Here is an 18,396-nt window from a genome sequence, read left to right on the forward strand (position 1 = left end):
CCGCCCAACCCTCATGAAACCCCAGTTCAGGGCCACACCAGGCAATACGGCTGATGCCCCGCCTCATGCAGCCGGTGGCTGAAGTCCTGCCACTCGTGCAGCAGCTGGTACACGTTGAACGCGTCCCGGGGCCCGCCGCGGTCCGGGACCGTGGACCAGATGAAGGCCGCCGCGCCGACCGCTTCCTCGCCTATGCCGCGCAGCGGGTCGACGACGGTCATGGGGAGCTTCACGACCGCGTAGTCGGGGTGCAGGACGACCAGTTCCAGGGGCGGCACCTTGTGCAGGGGGACGCCCTCTATGCCGGTGAGGACCATGGCGGCCATGGTCTCCGGCTTGATCTTGGTGAACATGCCGCCCATGCCGAGCTCGTCGCCGCCGAGTTCCTCGGGGCGCATCGAGATCGGGACGCGGGCCGCGGTGGCGCCGTCGGGCGCGCCGAAGTACTTGTACGTCACCCCCACCCGACCACCATTCCTGCTCCCGGCCCCCAGCCGGTCGAGGCGCTGCTCGATCCGGTCGGGCTCGTTCGGTACCCCGTGTGCCTGACGTGCCGCTTCCGCGTCCTCCGCCTCGCGCCGGTGCCTTCCCCGCCGGGACCGACGAGGACCCAGGCCATCGGTCCCCTCGCCCAGTCCGCCACCGCGATGCATATCTCCACCCGACTGCTTTTCCAGGACGCGTGGTCCCCACCGCGCAACCCGATCATCGTGTCAGTGACCTCCCCCACGGCCGCGCGCCGAAACGTGCGGTCCGACATATGTCCGCGGGACCTCGGCGGCCTCCGGCCGCACGGGCCGTGTGAGCTGTGTGTATCAGACGACAGTTTCGCAGATCACGGCGGATCCGGGGCCGGATGCGACAGGAGGGACGGACGGAGGGGGCGGACGGGCGGGCACGACGGGCTCGCACGGCTCCTGGCCTACCCTGAACACGTCACTCGCACCCGGAGTCCGGTTCGTCGGAGAAGGTCGGAGAAGTCGCAGGTCATGAGCGAACTGCCATATTCATACGAAGCCCCCGCCTCGCAGGCGCTGTTCGATCGTGCCGCGGCCGTCACTCCCGGTGGCGTCAACTCGCCGGTGCGTGCTTTCCGCGCCGTCGGCGGCACCCCGCGGTTCATGGTGTCCGGCACCGGGCCGTACCTCACCGACGCCGACGGGCGGGAGTACGTCGACCTCGTGTGCTCCTGGGGGCCGATGATCCTCGGGCACGCCCACCCCGAGGTGATCGCCGCCGTGCAGGAGGCCGTCGCGCGCGGTACGTCCTTCGGCACGCCCGGTGAGGGCGAGGTCGCGCTCGCCGAGGAGATGGTCGCCCGGATCGAGCCGCTGGAGGAGGTCCGGCTGGTCTCCAGCGGGACCGAGGCCACCATGTCGGCCATCCGGCTCGCCCGCGGCTTCACCCAGCGCACCAAGGTGATCAAGTTCGCCGGGTGCTACCACGGCCACGTCGACTCGCTGCTCGCCTCCGCGGGCTCGGGCGTCGCCACCTTCGCGCTGCCGGACACCCCGGGCGTCACCGGCGCCCAGGCCGGGGACACCATCGTCCTGCCGTACAACGACCTGGAGGCCGTGCGGGCCGCGTTCGCCGCGCACCCCGGGGAGATCGCCTGCGTGATCACCGAGGCGTCCCCCGGCAACATGGGCGTCGTGCCGCCGCTGCCCGGCTTCAACCAGGGGCTGAAGGACGCCTGCGCCGCCAACGGCGCGCTGTACATCTCCGACGAGGTGATGACCGGCTTCCGCACCAGCCGCGCCGGCTGGTTCGGCGTCGACGGGGTGCGGCCGGACCTGATGACCTTCGGCAAGGTCATGGGCGGCGGCTTCCCGGCCGCGGCCTTCGGCGGCCGGGCCGACGTCATGGCGCACCTCGCGCCCGCCGGTCCCGTCTACCAGGCCGGCACCCTCTCCGGGAACCCCGTCGCCACCGCCGCCGGGCTCGCCCAGCTGCGCCTGCTCGACGACGCCGCCTACCGGACGGTCGACGCGGTGTCGGCGCAGATCCAGGCACTCGTCGCCGAGGCGCTGACCAAGGAGGGCGTCGCGCACACGCTGCAGAACGCCTCCAACATGTTCTCGGTCTTCTTCACCGACCGGCCGGTGCGCGACTACGAGGACGCCAAGGCGCAGGAGTCCTTCCGCTTCACCGCCTTCTTCCACTCCCTGCTCGCCAACGGCGTGTACCTGCCGCCGTCGTCCTTCGAGTCCTGGTTCGTCTCCACCGCGCACGACGAGCGGGCCGTCCAGCGGATCGCCGACGCCCTCCCGGCGGCGGCGCGCGCGGCGGCGGAGGCGACCGCGTGAGCACGGGGGAGGAGGGGTCCGTGAAGAAGCACGACGACGACATGGGCGACATCACCGTCGTCCACCTGATGCGGCACGGCGAGGTGCACAACCCGGAGGGCATCCTCTACGGCCGGCTGCCCGGCTACCACCTGTCCGACCTGGGCCGGCGGATGGCCGACCGGGTCGCCGAGCACCTCGCGGGCCGTGACATCACCCACGTCGGCGCCTCGCCCCTGGAGCGGGCGCAGGAGACGGCCGAGCCGATCGCCAAGGCGCACGGCCTGGACATCGCCACCGACGCCCGGCTGATCGAGGCGGGCAACGTCTTCCAGGGCAAGACCTTCGGCGTCGGGGACGGCGCGCTGCGCCGTCCGGGCAACTGGCGGCACGTCGTCAACCCGTTCAAGCCGTCCTGGGGCGAGCCCTACGTCGACCAGGTGGTCCGGATGAAGGGCGCGATGGACGCGGCCCGGGACGCGGCGCGCGGTCACGAGGCGGTGCTGGTCAGCCACCAGCTGCCGATCTGGATCGTGCGGTCGTTCGTCGAGCGCCGGCGGCTGTGGCACGACCCGCGCCGGCGGGAGTGCACGCTGGCCTCGCTCACCACGTTCACCTACCAGGGCGACCGGATCGTCTCCGTCGGCTACAGCGAGCCGGCCCGCGACCTCGTCCCCGCCCATCTGCTCGCCGGTGCCAAGCCGGTGAAGGGACAGGGCAAGGCGTTCGGCGCCTGAAACGGGCACAGTGGGGCGTAAGGGCGTGTAAGGGGGCGGCGCAACGGTGCGGGGCAACCGTGCAGGGCGGGGCGTCGCCTGACGGGACGTGACGGATCCGGACGGGGCGCCTCGGGCAGGAGCCGTGCGGGGGCGGACCGGTCAGGGCCCGTGCCGGAGTGACCCGGTCCGGATCCGGACGGAGGTGACCCGGTCGGGGGCCGGACGGAGGTGACCCGGTCGGGATCCGGAGCGTCGCGTGCGGCCGGTTGTCCGGTCCGGTCCCTCCCGGCGCGTCGCGCGACGCCGCCCGTCCCCCTTCCCCGCGCCCCCACGGCGGGGCACGCACCCCCGGAGCCGAAGCCCGCAGCCCCACAGCCGGGCCCGCACGCCGTACCCCCCGAGCCGAAGCCCGCCGCCCCGAGCGGAAGCCCGCGCCCCACACCAGAGCCCGCACCCCCGAGCCCGAGCCCCGCCCCGGACGCGCCCGCCCCCGTAAACCCCCGTCCCGAACGCCCCCGCACTCTCTTCCGTACCGGAGGGGTGCGGGGGCCGGTCCCGTTGTGTACGGTCCCGTGACCGGTCCGGGTGGCCGGTGCGTCACCGGGCGCGTGGCCGGCTGCGGGAGCGTTGCCGTGGTGTGGCATTCGTTGCGGAATCTCCGCATATGGCCGGGAACCTCCCCGTGCCCGCTGTCCTCTGACTGAGTGAACACCCTTCACGACGTGACGATCGGGGATGCCATGCGCAGTCTCACCCGCAGGGGAATGCTCGGGCTCGGCGCGGGCGCCGCGGCCGCCGTCTCGTTGGCCGGCTGCGGCGGCCTCACGGGATCGGACGGCTCGGACGGCGCCGGCGGTTCCGGCGACGGGAGCAAGCCCGAGCCGAAGCCGAGCGCCACCGTGCGCCCCATCGGCGACGGCTCCACCTCCTTCACCGGCAAGCAACCCCACCAGCCCGCCGCGCCGAAGCCGCTGGAGCCGGGGGAGACCCCGCCGCAGTTCGTCGTCTTCTCCTGGGACGGGGCCGGTGAGGTCGGCAACGGGCTGTTCCCGCGCTTCCTGGACCTCGCCAAGGAGCACGGCGCGCACATGACCTTCTTCCTCTCGGGGCTCTACCTGCTCCCGGAGTCGAAGAAGCGGCTGTACGACCCGCCGAACAACCCGCGCGGCGCCTCGGACATCGGCTACCTCACCGACGACCACGTCAAGGACACCCTGAAGAACGTCCGCCGGGCCTGGCTGGAGGGCCACGAGATCGGCACCCACTTCAACGGCCACTTCTGCGCCGGGTCCGGCAGCGTGGCCAACTGGACGCCGAAGCAGTGGCGCAGCGAGATCGAGCAGGCGAAGTCCTTCGTCAAGAAGTGGCGCACCCACTCCGGCTGGACCGAACTGGAGTCCCTGCCGTTCGACTACGACAAGGAACTCGTCGGCGGCCGGACGCCCTGCCTGCTGGGCCAGGACAACCTGCTGCCCACCGCCCGCGAGCTGGGCTGGCGCTACGACGCCTCCTCGCCCGGGGGACGGCAGGTCTGGCCGGCGAAGAAGCAGGGCATATGGGACCTTCCGCTCCAGCAGATACCTTTCCCCGGACGTTCTTTCGAGGTCCTGTCGATGGACTACAACATGCTCGCCAACCAGTCCCTCAACACGACCAAGGCGCCCGCCCACAACTACCCGGGCTGGCGCGAACAGGCGGCCGGGGCCTACATATCGGGCTTCAAGCGGGCATACGAGTCGAACCGGGCGCCCTTCTTCGTCGGCAACCACTTCGAGGAGTGGAACGGCGGCATCTACATGGACGCCGTGGAGCAGGCCCTGAAGCACATCGCCCGGGAGAAGGAGAAGGGCGGCGACGTGAGGCTCGTCTCCTTCCGGCAGTTCACCGACTGGCTGGACGTGCAGAAGCCCGAGGTACTGGAGCGGCTGCGTACGCTGGACGTCGGCCAGGAACCGGCCGGAGGCTGGAACGACTTCCTCAAGGGCGGTGCGGGCAGCTCCGCGACCGGGGGCCCGGACGCCTCCTGACGAGGCCGGGATGCCCACCAGGGGGGTGGGCAAGATCCCCAGAACGGGCATGCGAAACTTTTCACATGAGTGCCGCCAGTCGCGCCCCCCAGCGCTCGAACCGCACCACCCGCGCCCGCCGTCGCGCCGTCCTGGCGACCGGCGCCGCCGTGGCCGCTCTGCTCGTCTCCGCCTGCGGCTCCGGCGGCACGTCCGGCGGGGGCGGCGACACCAACTTCGTCGCCGGTTCCGACGGCGTCGCCACCGTCCCCGAGGGCAAGCGGACGACGGCCCCCGAGCTGTCCGGCGAGACCCTCGACGGCGAGCAGCTCGACGTCGCCGACTACCGGGGCAAGGTCGTCGTCCTCAACGTGTGGGGTTCCTGGTGCAACCCCTGCCGGGCCGAGGCCAAGCACTTCGCCAAGGTCTCCCGCGACTACGCCGACCAGGGCGTGCAGTTCGTCGGCATCAACACCCGGGACACCAGCGTCGGCAACGCGCGCGCCTTCGAGAAGGACTTCGACGTCCCGTATCCGAGCCTGTACGACCCGACGGGCAAGCTGCTGCTGCGCTTCGAGAAGGGAACGCTCAACCCGCAGGCCATCCCCTCCACCCTGATCCTGGACCGCAAGGGCGGGATCGCCGCCCGCACGCTGTCCCCGCTCAGCGAGGAACGCCTGCTGAAGATGCTCGAGCCGGTCGTCGCGGAGAAGTGACGTGACGCCCCTCCACACGCTCGCCACCGGCGTGGACCCGAACACCACCGTGCTCAACGGCGCCCTGCTGGTGGCGCTGCCCATCGCCCTGCTCGCGGGCCTGGTCTCCTTCTTCTCCCCCTGCGTGCTCCCCCTCGTCCCCGGATACCTCTCCTACGTCACCGGCGTGTCCGGCACCGACCTCGGCGAGGCCCGGCGCGGACGGATGGTGGCCGGCGCCTCCCTGTTCGTCCTCGGTTTCACCGCCGTGTTCGTCTCCGGCGGGGCCTTCTTCGGGTACTTCGGGTACACGCTGCAGGAACAGAAGGGCGTCCTGACGAAGGTCCTCGGGGTGCTCATGATCCTCATGGGCGCCTTCTTCATGGGCCTGATGCCGTGGGTGACGCAGCGGGAGTTCCGTTTCCACAAGCGTCCCGCCACCGGCCTGGTCGGCGCGCCCGTCCTCGGCGCGCTGTTCGGCATCGGCTGGGCCCCCTGCACCGGCCCCGCTCTCGCCTCCGTCCTGACCCTGTCCGCCCAGCAGGAGAGCGCCGGGCGCGGCGCCATACTGACCGTCGCGTACTGTCTGGGGCTGGGCCTGCCCCTCGTGCTCACCGCCGTCGCCTTCCGCAAGGCGCTCGGCGCGTTCGCCTGGATCAAGCGGCACTACGTGTGGGTGATGCGCGTCGGCGGCACGATGATGATCGTGACCGGCGTGCTGCTGCTGACCGGCGCGTGGGACGGCCTCGTGGCGGAGATGCAGACCTGGTCCAACGGCTTCACGGTGGGGATCTGACCCATGAGCGACACCACGACCGACACCGGGCCGAAGGCCGGTGACGAGCAGGAACTGGGCGCCGCCGGCTCCCAGCTGTCCACCGCTCCCCACGAGGAGCAGCCCAGCCTGCCCTCCCTGGGCGTCATCGGCTGGGCCCGCTGGTTCTGGCGTCAGCTGACCTCGATGCGGGTGGCGCTGCTGCTGCTCCTGCTGCTGTCGCTGGCCGCGATCCCCGGCTCGCTGATCCCGCAGACCGGGATCGACGAGACCCGGGTCGCCGACTTCCGCGAACAGCACGAGGTCCTGGCGCCGGTCTACGACAAGCTGGGCCTGTTCAACGTCTACAGCTCGGTGTGGTTCTCCGCGATCTACATCCTGCTGTTCGTCTCCCTCATCGGCTGCATCGTGCCCCGCACCTGGCAGTTCGTGGGCCAGCTGCGCGGCCGCCCGCCGGGCGCCCCCCGGCGGCTGGACCGGCTGCCCGCGCACACCACCTGGCGCACCGCGGCCGAGCCCGAGGAGGTCCGCGAGGCCGCCCTGGCCCTGCTGAAGAAGCGCCGCTTCCGGGCCCACGTGGCCGGTGACGCCGTCGCCGCCGAGAAGGGCTACCTGCGCGAGGTCGGCAACCTGACCTTCCACATCGCGCTGATCGTGATGCTGGTCGCCTTCGCCTGGGGACAGTTGTTCAAGTCCGAGGGCAACAAGCTGATCGTCGAGGGCGACGGCTTCTCCAACACGCTCCCGCAGTACGACGACTTCAAGTCCGGCAACCTCTTCGACGTCGGTGACCTGGAGCCGTTCAGCTTCACGGTGAAGGACTTCAAGGGCACCTACGAGCGCAGCGGCCCCAACAAGGGCACCCCGCGCACCTACGAGGCCGACCTCACCTACAGCGAGGGCGCCTACGGCGAGGAGAAGACCACCACCGTCAAGGTCAACAAGCCGCTGGAGATCGGCGACGCGAAGGTCTACCTCGTCAGCCACGGCTACGCCCCCGTGGTCACCGTCCGCGACGGCAAGGGCGAGGTCGTCTACCGCAGCGCCGTGCCGCTGCTGCCGCTGGACGGCAACGTCACCTCCTCCGGCGTGGTCAAGGTCCTCGACGGCTACCGCAACCCCGAGGGCAAGAAGGAGCAGCTCGGCTTCAACGCCTTCTTCGTGCCCACCTTCGGCGGCTCGGCCAGCGGCACGATGCTGTCGCAGTTCCCCGCCCTGGACTATCCGGTGCTCGCGCTGTCCGCGTACCACGGCGACCTGAAGGCCGACTCGGGCATCCCGCAGAGCGTGTACCAGATGGACAAGACGAAGATGGAGGAGTTCAAGGACGCCGACGGCGAGCTGTTCAAGCAGATGCTGACGCCCGGCGAGACCATGACCCTCCCCGACGGCGCCGGCTCGGTCACCTTCGAGAAGGACGTCAAGGAGTGGGCCGGCTTCCAGATCGTCCAGGAGCCGGGCGGCGGCTGGGCTCTGGGCGGTGCCGTCGTCGCGATCGGCGGCCTCGCCGGCTCCCTGTTCATCCAGCGCCGTCGCGTGTGGGTGCGCGCGGTGCAGGGCGCCGACGGCGTCACCGTCGTCGAGATGGGCGGCCTCGGCCGCAGCGAGTCCGCCAAGGTGCCCGAGGAACTCGGCGACCTCGCGGACGTCCTCTACGACCGGGCCCCGGGCGTCCCCGGACCGGACGACCCACCCGAGGGGTCCGCGGCCTCCGCCGGACCCGCCGCCTCCGACTCCGCATCCGACTCCGAAGTGGAACCTGCCGAAGGGGCTGAGAAGCAGTGACTTCCGCCGCCGCAACCGACCTGGCCGGGGCTGCCACGCAGCTGGCCGCCGCCAACAACGAGAGCCTCGCCGAGATGAGCAACGTGCTCATCTACTCGGCGATGGCGGTCTACACCCTGGCCTTCTTCGCGTACATCGCCGAGTGGATCTTCGGCAGCCGCAGCAAGGTCGCCCGCACTGCCTCCGCCCTCACCCCCGCCGCCGGAAGGAAGAGCGGCCCGGCCGTCACCGTCCGGCAGGGCGGCGGGACCGCCGTGCTGGAGCGGCCCCAGGTCGCCGTCCGGGCGGCCTCCGGCACCCGGGACGTGCCGGACGGCCCCGGCGCCCACGGCGGGGACGAGCAGGGCGACCTCTACGGCCGGATCGCCGTCTCCCTCACGGTGCTCGCGTTCCTGCTCGCGGTCGGCGGGGTCCTCACCCGCGCGCTGTCCGTGGAGCGGGCGCCGTGGGGCAACATGTACGAGTTCAACATCACGTTCTCCACCACCGCGGTCGGCATCTACCTCCTGCTGCTGGCGCTGAAGAAGAACGTGCGCTGGGTCGGCCTGTTCCTGACCACCGCCGTCCTGCTGGACCTCGGGCTCGCCGTCACCGTCCTCTACACCGAGAGCGACCAGCTGGTCCCGGCGCTCCACTCGTACTGGCTGTACATCCACGTCTCGACGGCGATCCTGTGCGGCGCGGTCTTCTACGTCGGCGCCATGGGCACGATCATGTACCTGTTCAAGGACTCGTACGAGAACAAGCTGGTGAACGGCGGCAAGCCCGGCGCCTTCGCGACCTCCGTCCTGGAACGGATGCCGTCGGCCGCCTCGCTGGACAAGTTCGCCTACCGGGTCAACGCCGCCGTGTTCCCGCTGTGGACGTTCACGATCATCGCGGGCGCCATCTGGGCCGGCGACGCCTGGGGCCGTTACTGGGGCTGGGACCCCAAGGAGACCTGGTCGTTCATCACCTGGGTCGCCTACGCCGGGTACCTGCACGCCCGCGCCACCGCCGGCTGGAAGGGCCGCAAGGCCGCCTACCTGGCCCTCGCCGCCTTCGGCTGCTGGCTGTTCAACTACTACGGCGTCAACATCTTCGTCTCCGGCAAGCACTCCTACGCCGACGTCGGCCTGGGCGCGCTGGCGGCCGTCGGGTTCTGATCCCGCCGCCGCTTCGAGGGCCGGTTCGCCGTGACCACGGTCACGGGGGCCGGCCTTCGCCGTGGCCGCCCGCGGTGACCCCGCCGCGTCACGGTGACCGCCGTCGCCGGGGATGGGCCGGCCCGTCGGGCCCTGGGGGCCCGGGGCGGAGGACGCCCGGGTGCGGGCCCCGGGCGCGGGAAGGCCGTGGCCCGCCCGGAGCGCACCGGACGGGCCGTCACTCGTACCCGGGACGACGTCCGTTCAACGCCCCGGACCCGGTGTGGCCGGGCTGCCGGTGCCCACGACCTCCGCCAGGCTGCCGGAGCCCACGGCCTCCGCCAGGAGGCCGTAGTACACGGCGGGCCGGGACGCGAAGTCGACGCGTGCGGCCAGCGCCGCCGGATCCGCGTCCGCGCCCCTCAGCAGGTCGACCGACGCCTGCGCGAACCGCTCGGCGGTGCGCGCCCGTCCGGCCGCGTCCAGGATGCCGCGCAACTCGGTAACCGCCAGTGGAGCCAGGTGGCGCGCCTCGGGGCACGCGTCCAGCATCTGCCGCCGGCCGGCCGCGGGCGCGGCATCCGCCAGGAGCCGCTCCAGTCGCCCGGCCAGCCGCGCGCCCTCGCCGGCCGCCTCACGCGCCGCGGGCCCGGCCTCCACCAGCACCCGGAGGGCGTTCAACAGCCGTGCCGTGCCGGGGTCGAGCGGGTCGGGGTCCAGGCGCACCACCGTGTCGGCCTCCACGTCGTCGGCCCTGCGCCGGGCGGCCTCCCACACCTTCTCCGCGGGGCGACGCCCCAGACGGGTGGCGTGCGCGACGCCCCACGCCCCGGCGTCGAGCACGTCCCGCACCGTGTGCAGGCCGCTGCTCCTCCACACGTCGGCCGGCACCCTCCGTACTCCGGCGGCCCGCCGCAGCGTCCCGGCCGGCATCCGGTCCAGGCGTTCCCGGACCGCCTCCCGGTGCACGGGCTCCCAGGCGTCCCGGACCGCCCGGACCGCCCGGGCGTGGTCCCCCGCGACCCGTTCGGCCGCCGCCCGCAGACGTTCCGCCCGGCGCAGCACACCCGGACGCACGCCGCTCACCCGGGTGCCGGACCGGACGGCGCCGCCGGCGACGCCGACGAACGTCAGGAGCACGCCCGCGGTGACCAGCACGTCGGACACCAGGACGGCCCCGCTGCCGTCGTGCTTCTCCTCCGAGTACAGCTCGCCCTTGTCCGCCCCCTCGGCGATCACGAATCCCGTCTCCCAGCCGATGTCCGTACCCGGCCGGTACTCGGGCGCCTTCAGCAGCGGGTCCCGCTCGGGGTCGCAGCGGTAGGGCGCCTCGCGGGTGCCGGGGCCGAACGGATCGCCCCACTGCACCTCGCAGGTCCCGTCCGCCTCCTCGTGCAGCACGAGCAGGTCGACCTGCTCCAGCTCGGGCGTGCGGGCCGTCCACCACACGCCGAACGACACCGCGATCAGCAGCAGCCCGAGCGCCACGGTCCAGCGGAAGACGAGTACCTGCCTCAAACCGCCCCCGTTCGCCCATGGCCGGTGCCGCCGCCAGCCTGCCGGACCTCACCTCACGTCAGCCACCGGTGCCCCCGGCAGACAAGGGACGCCGGTCCCTTCCCGGTCCCGGCAGGGGTGCAGGGAGGTGGCGGCGGGGAGGTGGCGGCGGGCAGGGGCGGGCGCGGGCAGGAGGCGCGTCCGGCCGGAGCCGGGGGAGCGTGGTCCGTCCGGCGGCGCGGGTCAGTCGCCGCGGTCCTGCCTGTCCTTGTCGCCGTCCTCGTCGAGGTCCTTGGCCCGCTGGGTGTCCTCGGCCGGCTTGGCCGGCTTGGCCGGCTTGTCGTCGTTCAGGGACTTCAGGAAGTCCGGGTTGTCGTCCGGGGCCACCCACTGCTGCCTGCTGCCGCCGCCGAAGCCCCAGGGGGAGCCGCCGGAGCCGGGCGCGCCCGCGGGGTGGCGCTTCTTGCCGGCGATGATCCAGGAGATGGAGCCCACGAGCGGGAACAGCAGCACGAGGATCGCCCACAGCGGCTTGGGCATGTGACGGATGTCCTCGTCCTTCGTGCTGATGCAGTCGATGAACGCGTAGATGCTCAGAGCCAGCGGGACGAGGAACATCAGCACCCGGAGCATGGGCCTCTCCAGAGAAGGGGTCGTGGGGACATCGGCACAGCCCCCAGGTACAGGGCCAGGGTAACCGCTCGGGGATACTTGACCCCATGGCTTACGACGATCTTCGTTCCCTGCTCAGGGCGCTGGAGCGCGAGGGCGACCTCAAGCGGATCAAGGCAGAGGTCGACCCGCACCTGGAGGTCGGTGAGATCGTCGACCGGGTGCAGAAGGCCGGCGGCCCCGCCCTCCTCTTCGAGAACGTGCGCGGCGCCAGCATGCCGCTCGCGATGAACGTGTACGGCACCGACCGGCGGCTGCTCAAGGCGCTCGGGCTGAAGTCGTACTCCGAGATCAGCGACAAGATCGGCGGACTGCTCAAACCCGAGCTGCCGCAGGGCTTCGTCGGCGTCCGGGAGGCGTTCGGCAAGCTGGGCTCGATGACGCACGTCCCGCCGAAGAAGGTGAAGTCCGGCGACGCGCCCGTGCACGAGGTCGTGCTCACCGGTGACGACGTGGACCTGGAGCAGCTTCCGGCGCTGTTCACCTGGCCCAAGGACGGCGGCTCCTTCTTCAACCTGGGGCTCACCCACACCAAGGACCCGGAGACGGGCATCCGCAACCTCGGCCTGTACCGCCTCCAGCGGCACGACAAGCGCACCATCGGCATGCACTGGCAGATCCACAAGGACAGCCGCAACCACTACCAGGTGGCCGCCCGGCGCGGCGAGCGGCTGCCCGTCGCCATCGCCTTCGGCTGCCCGCCGGCCGTCACCTACGCCTCGACCGCGCCGCTGCCCGGCGACATCGACGAGTACCTGTTCGCGGGCTTCCTCCAGGGCAAGCGGATCGAGATGGTGGACTGCAAGACGGTCCCGCTCCAGGTGCCCGCGCAGGCGGAGGTCGTCATCGAGGGCTGGCTGGAGCCGGGGGAGATGCTCCCCGAGGGGCCCTTCGGCGACCACACCGGCTTCTACACCCCGCAGGAACCGTTCCCCGCACTGAAGATCGACTGCGTGACGATGCGCAAGCGCCCGCTGCTGCAGTCCATCGTGGTCGGCCGGCCGCCGACGGAGGACGGTCCGCTGGGGCGCGCCACCGAGCGCTTCTTCCTGCCCCTGCTGAAGATCATCATCCCGGACATCGTGGACTACCACCTGCCCGAGGCCGGGGGCTTCCACAACTGCGCGATCATCTCGATCGACAAGAAGTACCCCAAGCACGCGCAGAAGGTCATGCACGCCGTGTGGGGCGCCCACATGATGTCGCTGACCAAGCTGATCGTGGTCGTCGACGCCGACTGCGACGTGCACGACCTGCACGAGGTCGCCTGGCGGGCCCTCGGCAACACCGACTACGCCCGTGACCTCAGCCTCGTCGAGGGCCCCGTCGACCACCTCGACCACGCCTCGTACCAGCAGTTCTGGGGCGGCAAGGCGGGCATCGACGCGACGAAGAAGTGGCCCGAGGAGGGGTACACGCGCGACGGGGGCTGGCCCGACATGGTGGAGTCCGACCCGGAGACGGCCGCCAAGGTGGACCGCCGGTGGAAGGAGTACGGACTGTGACCTCTGCCTCCGCCGCGCTGCCACGGCAACCGGGGCGGACCAAGGCGTTCCTGCGCCTGGTGATGATCGAGCACTCGGTGTTCGCGCTGCCCTTCGCGTACATCGCCGGGCTCACGGCGATGTACGAGTGGGACCGGACCATCCACTGGGTGGAGCTGCTGCTGGTCACCCTCGCCATGGTGGGACTGCGCACCTTCGCGATGGCCGCCAACCGGATCATCGACCGCGAGGTCGACGCCCGCAATCCGCGCACCGCCCACCGCGAGCTGGTCACCGGCGCGATGTCGGTCAAGCACGCCTGGACGGGCGCGCTCATCGCCCTGGCGGTGTTCCTGGGCGCGGCGGCCCTGCTCAACCCGCTGTGCCTGGCGCTGGCGCCGGTGGCGATCGTGCCGATGGTGGTCTACCCGTACGGGAAGCGGTTCACGGACTTCCCGCAGGCGATCCTGGGGATCGCACAGGCGATGGGGCCCATCGGCGGGTGGCTGGCCGTCACCGGTTCCTGGTCGTGGGAAGCGGTCGTCCTGGGGCTCGCGGTCGGCATCTGGATCGGCGGCTTCGACCTGATCTACGCCTGCCAGGACGTCGACGCCGACCGCGAGATCGGCGTGCGGTCGGTGCCGGCCCGCTTCGGCGTCCCGGCCGCCATCTGGGGCGCCCGCGCCTGCCACGTCGTGACGACCGCCCTCTTCGCCTGGTACGCGGTCCTCACCGGCGCCGGGGCCTTCTTCTGGCTGGGGCTGCTGATCGTCGCCGGAGCCTTCGTCTACGAGCACACCATCGTGCGCCCGCACGACCTGACCCGGCTCAACCGGGCGTTCTTCAGCGTCAACGGCTTCATCGGGATCGCGCTGTTCGTGTGCGCGCTGCTGGACCTGCTGGTGCGGGGGCTCACCCCGTAGGGGCCCGGCTCCCCGGCCCTCGGGCCCTCCGGGACGTCGGTACGCCTCCGTCACCCGGCCGGGTGACGGGGCCGGGCGGTGCGGTCGACCGCACGCCGGACCGGGGCCGCGCCGGGCCGTCGCCGATCCCGGGCCGGGCGGCGCGTACGGCCCCTGCGGACGCGTGCGTACGGCCCCTGCGACGGCGTGTGCGGCGCGCGTACGGCCCGGCGGCGGTGTCAGAAGCCGGGTGTCGCCGCGCCCGCCGGTCTGTTCGGCCGGCGCCGGAACAGGAACGCCGAGGCGATGCCCGCCAGCAGCCCGATGAGGTGGCCCTGCCAGCTGACGCCGGCCTGCCCGGGGGCGATGCCCGCCAGGATGGATCCGCCCCACACCGCGGCGACGAGGACGCCGGCCACCACGCCCAGCGGGCGGCGCTCGACGAAGCCGCTGCACACCAGGAAGCCGAAGAGGCCGAAGATCAGGCCGGAGGCGCCGGCCGTGTTGGTGTGGGCGGGGGCGATCAGCCAGACGCCCAGGCCGTCGCAGACGATGATCAGCGCGCACACCGCGGCGAAGCGGCGCAGCCCGCCGAGTGCGGCGAGGAAGCCGAACACCAGCAGCGGCACGCTGTTGGCGGCGACGTGTCCGAAGCCGAAGTGCACGAAGGCGGAGGGGACGACGTCGACCAGTTCGCCCGAGGTGCGCGGGCGCACGCCGAAGGTGTCCAGGGCGTGGCCGGTCGCCACGTCGACGACCTCCAGCACCCACAGCAGGGCCACCCAGGCCACCATCACCACGGCCGCCGTCTTCGCCCGCTCGCCGCCGGAGAACTGCCGACCCGTACCGGACATGATCACCCCCACGCGCCGCGCCCGTCCGTCCCGGAACAACGCGCGGGCCCCCCGGAACGGTTCCCACGGCCCCCCGGAACGGTCGCCACGGGCCCTTCGGAGGGGTTCCCACAGCCCCCTGGAACGGTTCCCGTTCACCGCCGCCGGATAGGCTCGGTGTCGTGAACCATCTCAAGCCAGGAGAGACGACCAGAACACCTTGGATCGTGGGGGTGTCCGGGGCCTCCGGCACGCCATATGCGGCCGCTGTTCTGCGAGCGCTGCTCCTGGCCGGGGAGAGCGTCGACCTCGTCGTCAGCCGGGCCTCGCGGCTCACCCTGCTGGACGAGACCGGGGTCTCCTTCCGGGACGCCCACTGGCGCGACGACCTGCGGCAATGGCTGTCCCGCGGGGCGGACGGCAAGCCGGACACGTTCGCCGTGGACCTCGACGGCGTGCGCTACTGGCCGGCGGGCGACCTGGCGGCGGGGCCGTCGTCGGGGTCGTACCCGAGCAAGGGCATGCTCATCGTGCCCGCCTCCACGGCCTGTGTGGCCGGGGTCGCGCTCGGACTGTCCAAGGACCTGCTGCAACGGGCGGCGAGCGTGACCCTGAAGGAGGGGCGCACGCTGGTCGTCGCCGTGCGGGAGACGCCGCTGGCCGGCCCGACCCTGCGCCAGCTGGTCGCCCTGGACGAGGCGGGCGCGACCGTCCTGCCGGCCTCACCGGCGTTCTACGCGGGCGCGACGCACATCCAGGACCTGGTGGACTTCGTCGCCGGGCGGGTCCTGGACGCGGCGGGCGTCGAGCACCGGCTCTACCGCCGCTGGGAGGGCGAACTCGGCGGTGGGTCGAGGACCCACTGACCGCCGCACCGCGCGACCCCGCCCGGCCGGCACACCCGGGCCCGCTCCCCCCTTCCTCCCCTCCCCATCCTCTCTCCCCTCCCCTCACCCCTCGCAGAACTCCAGAACTTCTCGACCTCTTCAGCGGAAGGCTTCGATCGCAATGGACGCGGTGGACAGGCAGCTCATCCAGGCTCTGAGAGAGAACGGCCGGGCCTCCTACGCGGAGCTGGGGCGTCTCGTCGGCCTGTCGGGACCCAGCGTCACCGACCGCATCAACCGGCTGGAGGCGGCAGGCGTCATCACCGGCTACCGGGCCACCGTCGACTCCGCCTCGCTCGGGCTCGGGGTCACCGCGCTCATCGGCATCTCGCTCTCGGACGCCGCCGACCACGAGGACGTCGCGCAGCGGCTGAAGGACCTCCAGGAGATCGAGGACTGCTGGTTCATCGCCGGGGACGACTCCTTCATGATCAAGGTGCGGGCGGCCGACGTGGACGGCCTGGAGCGGATCATCCGCCGGCTGTCCGGCACCAAAGGGGTCTCCCGGACGCGGACCACCATCGTGCTCTCCACCAAGTGGGAGAACCGCGTCGGCGAGCTGCCCGAGGAGGAGGCGTAGCCGGGCACGGAGCACCCCCGTCCGGGGGGCCCTCGGCCCGGACGGCGGGGGAGTACGGTGGGCGAGATCTGTCTCAGGAGAAAGGTGTCGGCATGGACGTCGGGCTCAAGCGTGAGCTGGAGGAGAAGGTGAGGGCGGGCGTCCGCCTGACCCGCGAGGACGGCATCGCGCTGTACGAGTCGGACGACCTGGCCTGGCTCGGCGGGCTGGCGCACGAGGTCCGCACGAGGCTCAACGGCGACGTGGTGCACTTCAACGTCAACCGGCACCTCAACATGACGAACGTGTGCACCGCCTCCTGCGCCTACTGCTCCTTCCAGCGCAAGCCCGGCGAGAAGGACGCCTACACGATGCGCATCGAGGAGGCGGTGAAGCTGGCCAAGGCGATGGAGGGCGAGAACCTCACCGAGCTGCACATCGTCAACGGCCTGCACCCCAACCTGCCGTGGCGCTACTACCCGCGCTCGCTGCGCGAGCTGAAGGCGGCGCTGCCGGAGGTGTCGCTGAAGGCGTTCACCGCCACCGAGATCCACCACTTCGAGACCATCTCGGGCCTGTCCGCCTCGGAGATCCTCGACGAGCTGATCGACGCCGGGCTGGAGTCCCTGACCGGCGGCGGCGCGGAGATCTTCGACTGGGAGGTCCGGCAGCACATCGTGGACCACCGCACCCACTGGGAGGACTGGTCCCGCATCCACCGGCTGGCGCACGAGAAGGGTCTGAAGACCCCGTGCACCATGCTCTACGGCCACATCGAGGAGCCGCGCCACCGCGTCGACCACGTGCTGCGGCTGCGGGAACTCCAGGACGAGACCGGCGGCTTCCAGGTCTTCATCCCGCTGCGCTACCAGCACGACTTCGTCGACATGAAGGACGGCAAGGTCCGCAACCGGCTCCAGGCCCGCACCTCCATGGCCACCGGCGTCGAGGCGCTGAAGACCTTCGCCGTCTCCCGCCTGCTGTTCGACAACGTGCCGCACGTGAAGGTCTTCTGGGTGATGCACGGCGTCAACACCGCCCAGCTCGCCCTCCAGCACGGCGCCGACGACATGGACGGCTCGGTCGTCGAGTACAAGATCACGCACGACGCCGACAACTTCGGCACCCCGGACAAGCTCACCCGCGAGGACCTGCTGGAACTCATCCGGGACGCCGGCTTCCGCCCGGTGGAGCGCAACACCCGCTACGAGATCATCCGGGAGTACGACGGCCCCGACCCGGCCCGCCGGGAGTCGCCGCAGCCGATGCGGGTCTGAGCCCGCCCCGCGCCGCGCGCCCCGCCCTGGCCGGGAGCCCCGCCCGGGCCGGGACCCGTCCCGGGCCGGGCGTTTCCGTCCTCGGCCGCGCGGCACCGTCCTCGGGGACCGGTTCCACGGCCCCCGGGGCGGCCGGTGTCCGGGTGCTCCCGCGTCGGCGGGCTCCCGCATCGGCGGTGCTCCGGGCGGACGACCGGGAGGGCGCCCTCCGCGGGGTCGTCGCCGACCTGAACGTCCCGGCGGACGCCCAGAGGTAAGGGTTACCATCGCCTCATGCCGCTTACCTCCGCTCGCCCGGCGCCCCTCACCTTCACGCTCGACCCGCCGGTGACCCCCGCCCTGCGCGACGGCATGCTCGACCTGTGGGCCGACGTCACCGACGCCGGCGGAGCCGTCGGCTTCGTGCCGCCCGCGGACCGCGAGCGGATCCGGCCGGAACTCGTCCGCCAGTTCGTGGCCATGGACGAAGGGCGCTCCCGTCTCCTCGTCGGGCACGACCAGGACGGCCGGGTGGCCGCGACCGCCTTCCTCACCTTCAACACCCACCGCCTGATGACCCACTGGCTGTGGCTGTACACGGTGATGGTCCACCCCCGCCACCAGGGCAAGGGATACGGCCGCGACCTGCTGGCCGCCGCCGAACGCGCGGCCCGCGGCTTCGACGGCATCGAGGCGATCCGCCTCACCTGCCGCGGCGGCCTCGGCCTGGAACGCTTCTACGCGTCCTGCGGGTACAAGGAGGTCGGCCGCATCCCCGGCGCGATCCGGGTGGCTCCCGGCGACGACCGCGACGACATCGTCATGCTCCTGCCGCTCACCTGAGCCGCACCGCCCCCACCCCCGTGCAAGATCCCTCCCCGCCCGTGCTTCACTGGAGGACGTTCCATAAGGGACGT

Annotated in this window: 17 protein-coding genes; 13 read left to right on the plus strand and 4 right to left on the minus strand. The window is 72.0% G+C overall.

Features of this window, described 5'->3' with window-relative positions; translation table 11 throughout:
- Nucleotides 1-26 precede the first annotated feature (26 nt).
- Entirely contained in the window at nucleotides 27-653 is a 627-nt protein-coding gene (locus tag AB0F01_RS05925) for a hypothetical protein (protein WP_362090385.1), read from the minus strand.
- Nucleotides 654-989: 336 nt separating this feature from the next.
- On the opposite strand from AB0F01_RS05925, the gene hemL reads away from it, so the two are divergent.
- The 7 genes from hemL (at nucleotide 990) to ccsB (ending at nucleotide 9,410) form a co-directional block, all read left to right on the plus strand.
- A complete protein-coding gene (gene hemL / locus AB0F01_RS05930; protein ID WP_362090387.1) occupies nucleotides 990-2,306 on the plus strand; it encodes a glutamate-1-semialdehyde 2,1-aminomutase in 1,317 nt (438 codons plus the stop codon).
- A 41-nt stretch (nucleotides 2,307-2,347) separates the two neighbouring features.
- On the plus strand, nucleotides 2,348-3,022 hold the full coding sequence (locus AB0F01_RS05935) for a histidine phosphatase family protein (protein WP_362092422.1): 675 nt from the start codon (nucleotides 2,348-2,350) through the stop codon (nucleotides 3,020-3,022).
- A 746-nt stretch (nucleotides 3,023-3,768) separates the two neighbouring features.
- The gene (locus AB0F01_RS05940; protein WP_362092425.1) at nucleotides 3,769-5,031 is read left to right on the plus strand and encodes a polysaccharide deacetylase family protein; all 1,263 of its coding nucleotides are present in this window, start codon (nucleotides 3,769-3,771) and stop codon (nucleotides 5,029-5,031) included.
- A gap of 65 nt (nucleotides 5,032-5,096) precedes the next feature.
- Nucleotides 5,097-5,726, plus strand: a complete 630-nt coding sequence (locus AB0F01_RS05945; protein WP_362090389.1) for a TlpA disulfide reductase family protein — start codon at nucleotides 5,097-5,099, stop codon at nucleotides 5,724-5,726.
- Nucleotide 5,727: 1 nt separating this feature from the next.
- Nucleotides 5,728-6,501 carry a cytochrome c biogenesis protein CcdA gene (locus AB0F01_RS05950; protein WP_362090391.1) on the plus strand — a complete coding sequence of 258 codons (774 nt, stop codon included), beginning with the start codon at nucleotides 5,728-5,730 and terminating at the stop codon, nucleotides 6,499-6,501.
- Nucleotides 6,502-6,504: 3 nt separating this feature from the next.
- The gene (locus tag AB0F01_RS05955; protein WP_362090393.1) at nucleotides 6,505-8,265 is read left to right on the plus strand and encodes a cytochrome c biogenesis protein ResB; all 1,761 of its coding nucleotides are present in this window, start codon (nucleotides 6,505-6,507) and stop codon (nucleotides 8,263-8,265) included.
- A gap of 74 nt (nucleotides 8,266-8,339) precedes the next feature.
- The gene (ccsB, locus tag AB0F01_RS05960) at nucleotides 8,340-9,410 is read left to right on the plus strand and encodes a c-type cytochrome biogenesis protein CcsB (RefSeq protein WP_362092428.1); all 1,071 of its coding nucleotides are present in this window, start codon (nucleotides 8,340-8,342) and stop codon (nucleotides 9,408-9,410) included.
- A gap of 243 nt (nucleotides 9,411-9,653) precedes the next feature.
- Here the strand turns inward: ccsB and AB0F01_RS05965 are convergent, their stop codons facing one another.
- The gene (locus tag AB0F01_RS05965; RefSeq protein WP_362090395.1) at nucleotides 9,654-10,907 is read right to left on the minus strand and encodes a hypothetical protein; all 1,254 of its coding nucleotides are present in this window, start codon (nucleotides 10,905-10,907) and stop codon (nucleotides 9,654-9,656) included.
- A 222-nt stretch (nucleotides 10,908-11,129) separates the two neighbouring features.
- Nucleotides 11,130-11,519, minus strand: a complete 390-nt coding sequence (locus AB0F01_RS05970; protein WP_362090396.1) for a PLD nuclease N-terminal domain-containing protein — start codon at nucleotides 11,517-11,519, stop codon at nucleotides 11,130-11,132.
- Between the two features lie 86 nt (nucleotides 11,520-11,605).
- On the opposite strand from AB0F01_RS05970, the gene AB0F01_RS05975 reads away from it, so the two are divergent.
- Nucleotides 11,606-13,063 (plus strand): menaquinone biosynthesis decarboxylase, encoded by a 1,458-nt coding sequence (locus AB0F01_RS05975; protein WP_362090398.1) that lies wholly within the window; start codon nucleotides 11,606-11,608, stop codon nucleotides 13,061-13,063.
- Nucleotides 13,060-13,965 (plus strand): menaquinone biosynthesis prenyltransferase MqnP, encoded by a 906-nt coding sequence (gene mqnP / locus AB0F01_RS05980; RefSeq protein ID WP_362090400.1) that lies wholly within the window; start codon nucleotides 13,060-13,062, stop codon nucleotides 13,963-13,965. The genes AB0F01_RS05975 and mqnP overlap by 4 nt, the downstream gene beginning before the upstream one ends.
- Nucleotides 13,966-14,183: 218 nt before the next feature.
- Here mqnP and AB0F01_RS05985 read toward each other — a convergent pair whose 3' ends face one another.
- Nucleotides 14,184-14,798: a rhomboid family intramembrane serine protease gene (locus tag AB0F01_RS05985; RefSeq protein ID WP_362090402.1), complete on the minus strand. Its 615-nt coding sequence runs from the start codon at nucleotides 14,796-14,798 to the stop codon at nucleotides 14,184-14,186.
- A gap of 161 nt (nucleotides 14,799-14,959) precedes the next feature.
- Here AB0F01_RS05985 and AB0F01_RS05990 point away from each other — a divergent pair, with 161 nt between their 5' ends.
- From AB0F01_RS05990 to AB0F01_RS06005, 4 genes are all read left to right on the plus strand, one after another.
- Complete coding sequence (locus tag AB0F01_RS05990) at nucleotides 14,960-15,643, plus strand: UbiX family flavin prenyltransferase (protein WP_362090404.1); 684 nt, start codon at nucleotides 14,960-14,962, stop codon at nucleotides 15,641-15,643.
- 142 nt (nucleotides 15,644-15,785) lie between these two features.
- Complete coding sequence (locus AB0F01_RS05995; protein WP_362090406.1) at nucleotides 15,786-16,244, plus strand: Lrp/AsnC family transcriptional regulator; 459 nt, start codon at nucleotides 15,786-15,788, stop codon at nucleotides 16,242-16,244.
- Nucleotides 16,245-16,336: 92 nt separating this feature from the next.
- A complete protein-coding gene (gene mqnE, locus AB0F01_RS06000) occupies nucleotides 16,337-17,500 on the plus strand; it encodes an aminofutalosine synthase MqnE (protein ID WP_362090408.1) in 1,164 nt (387 codons plus the stop codon).
- A gap of 273 nt (nucleotides 17,501-17,773) precedes the next feature.
- Nucleotides 17,774-18,322 (plus strand): GNAT family N-acetyltransferase, encoded by a 549-nt coding sequence (locus AB0F01_RS06005; RefSeq protein ID WP_362090410.1) that lies wholly within the window; start codon nucleotides 17,774-17,776, stop codon nucleotides 18,320-18,322.
- Nucleotides 18,323-18,396 lie beyond the last annotated feature (74 nt).

The organism is Streptomyces sp. NPDC029526, assembly GCF_040637405.1.
GTDB lineage: Bacteria > Actinomycetota > Actinomycetes > Streptomycetales > Streptomycetaceae > Streptomyces.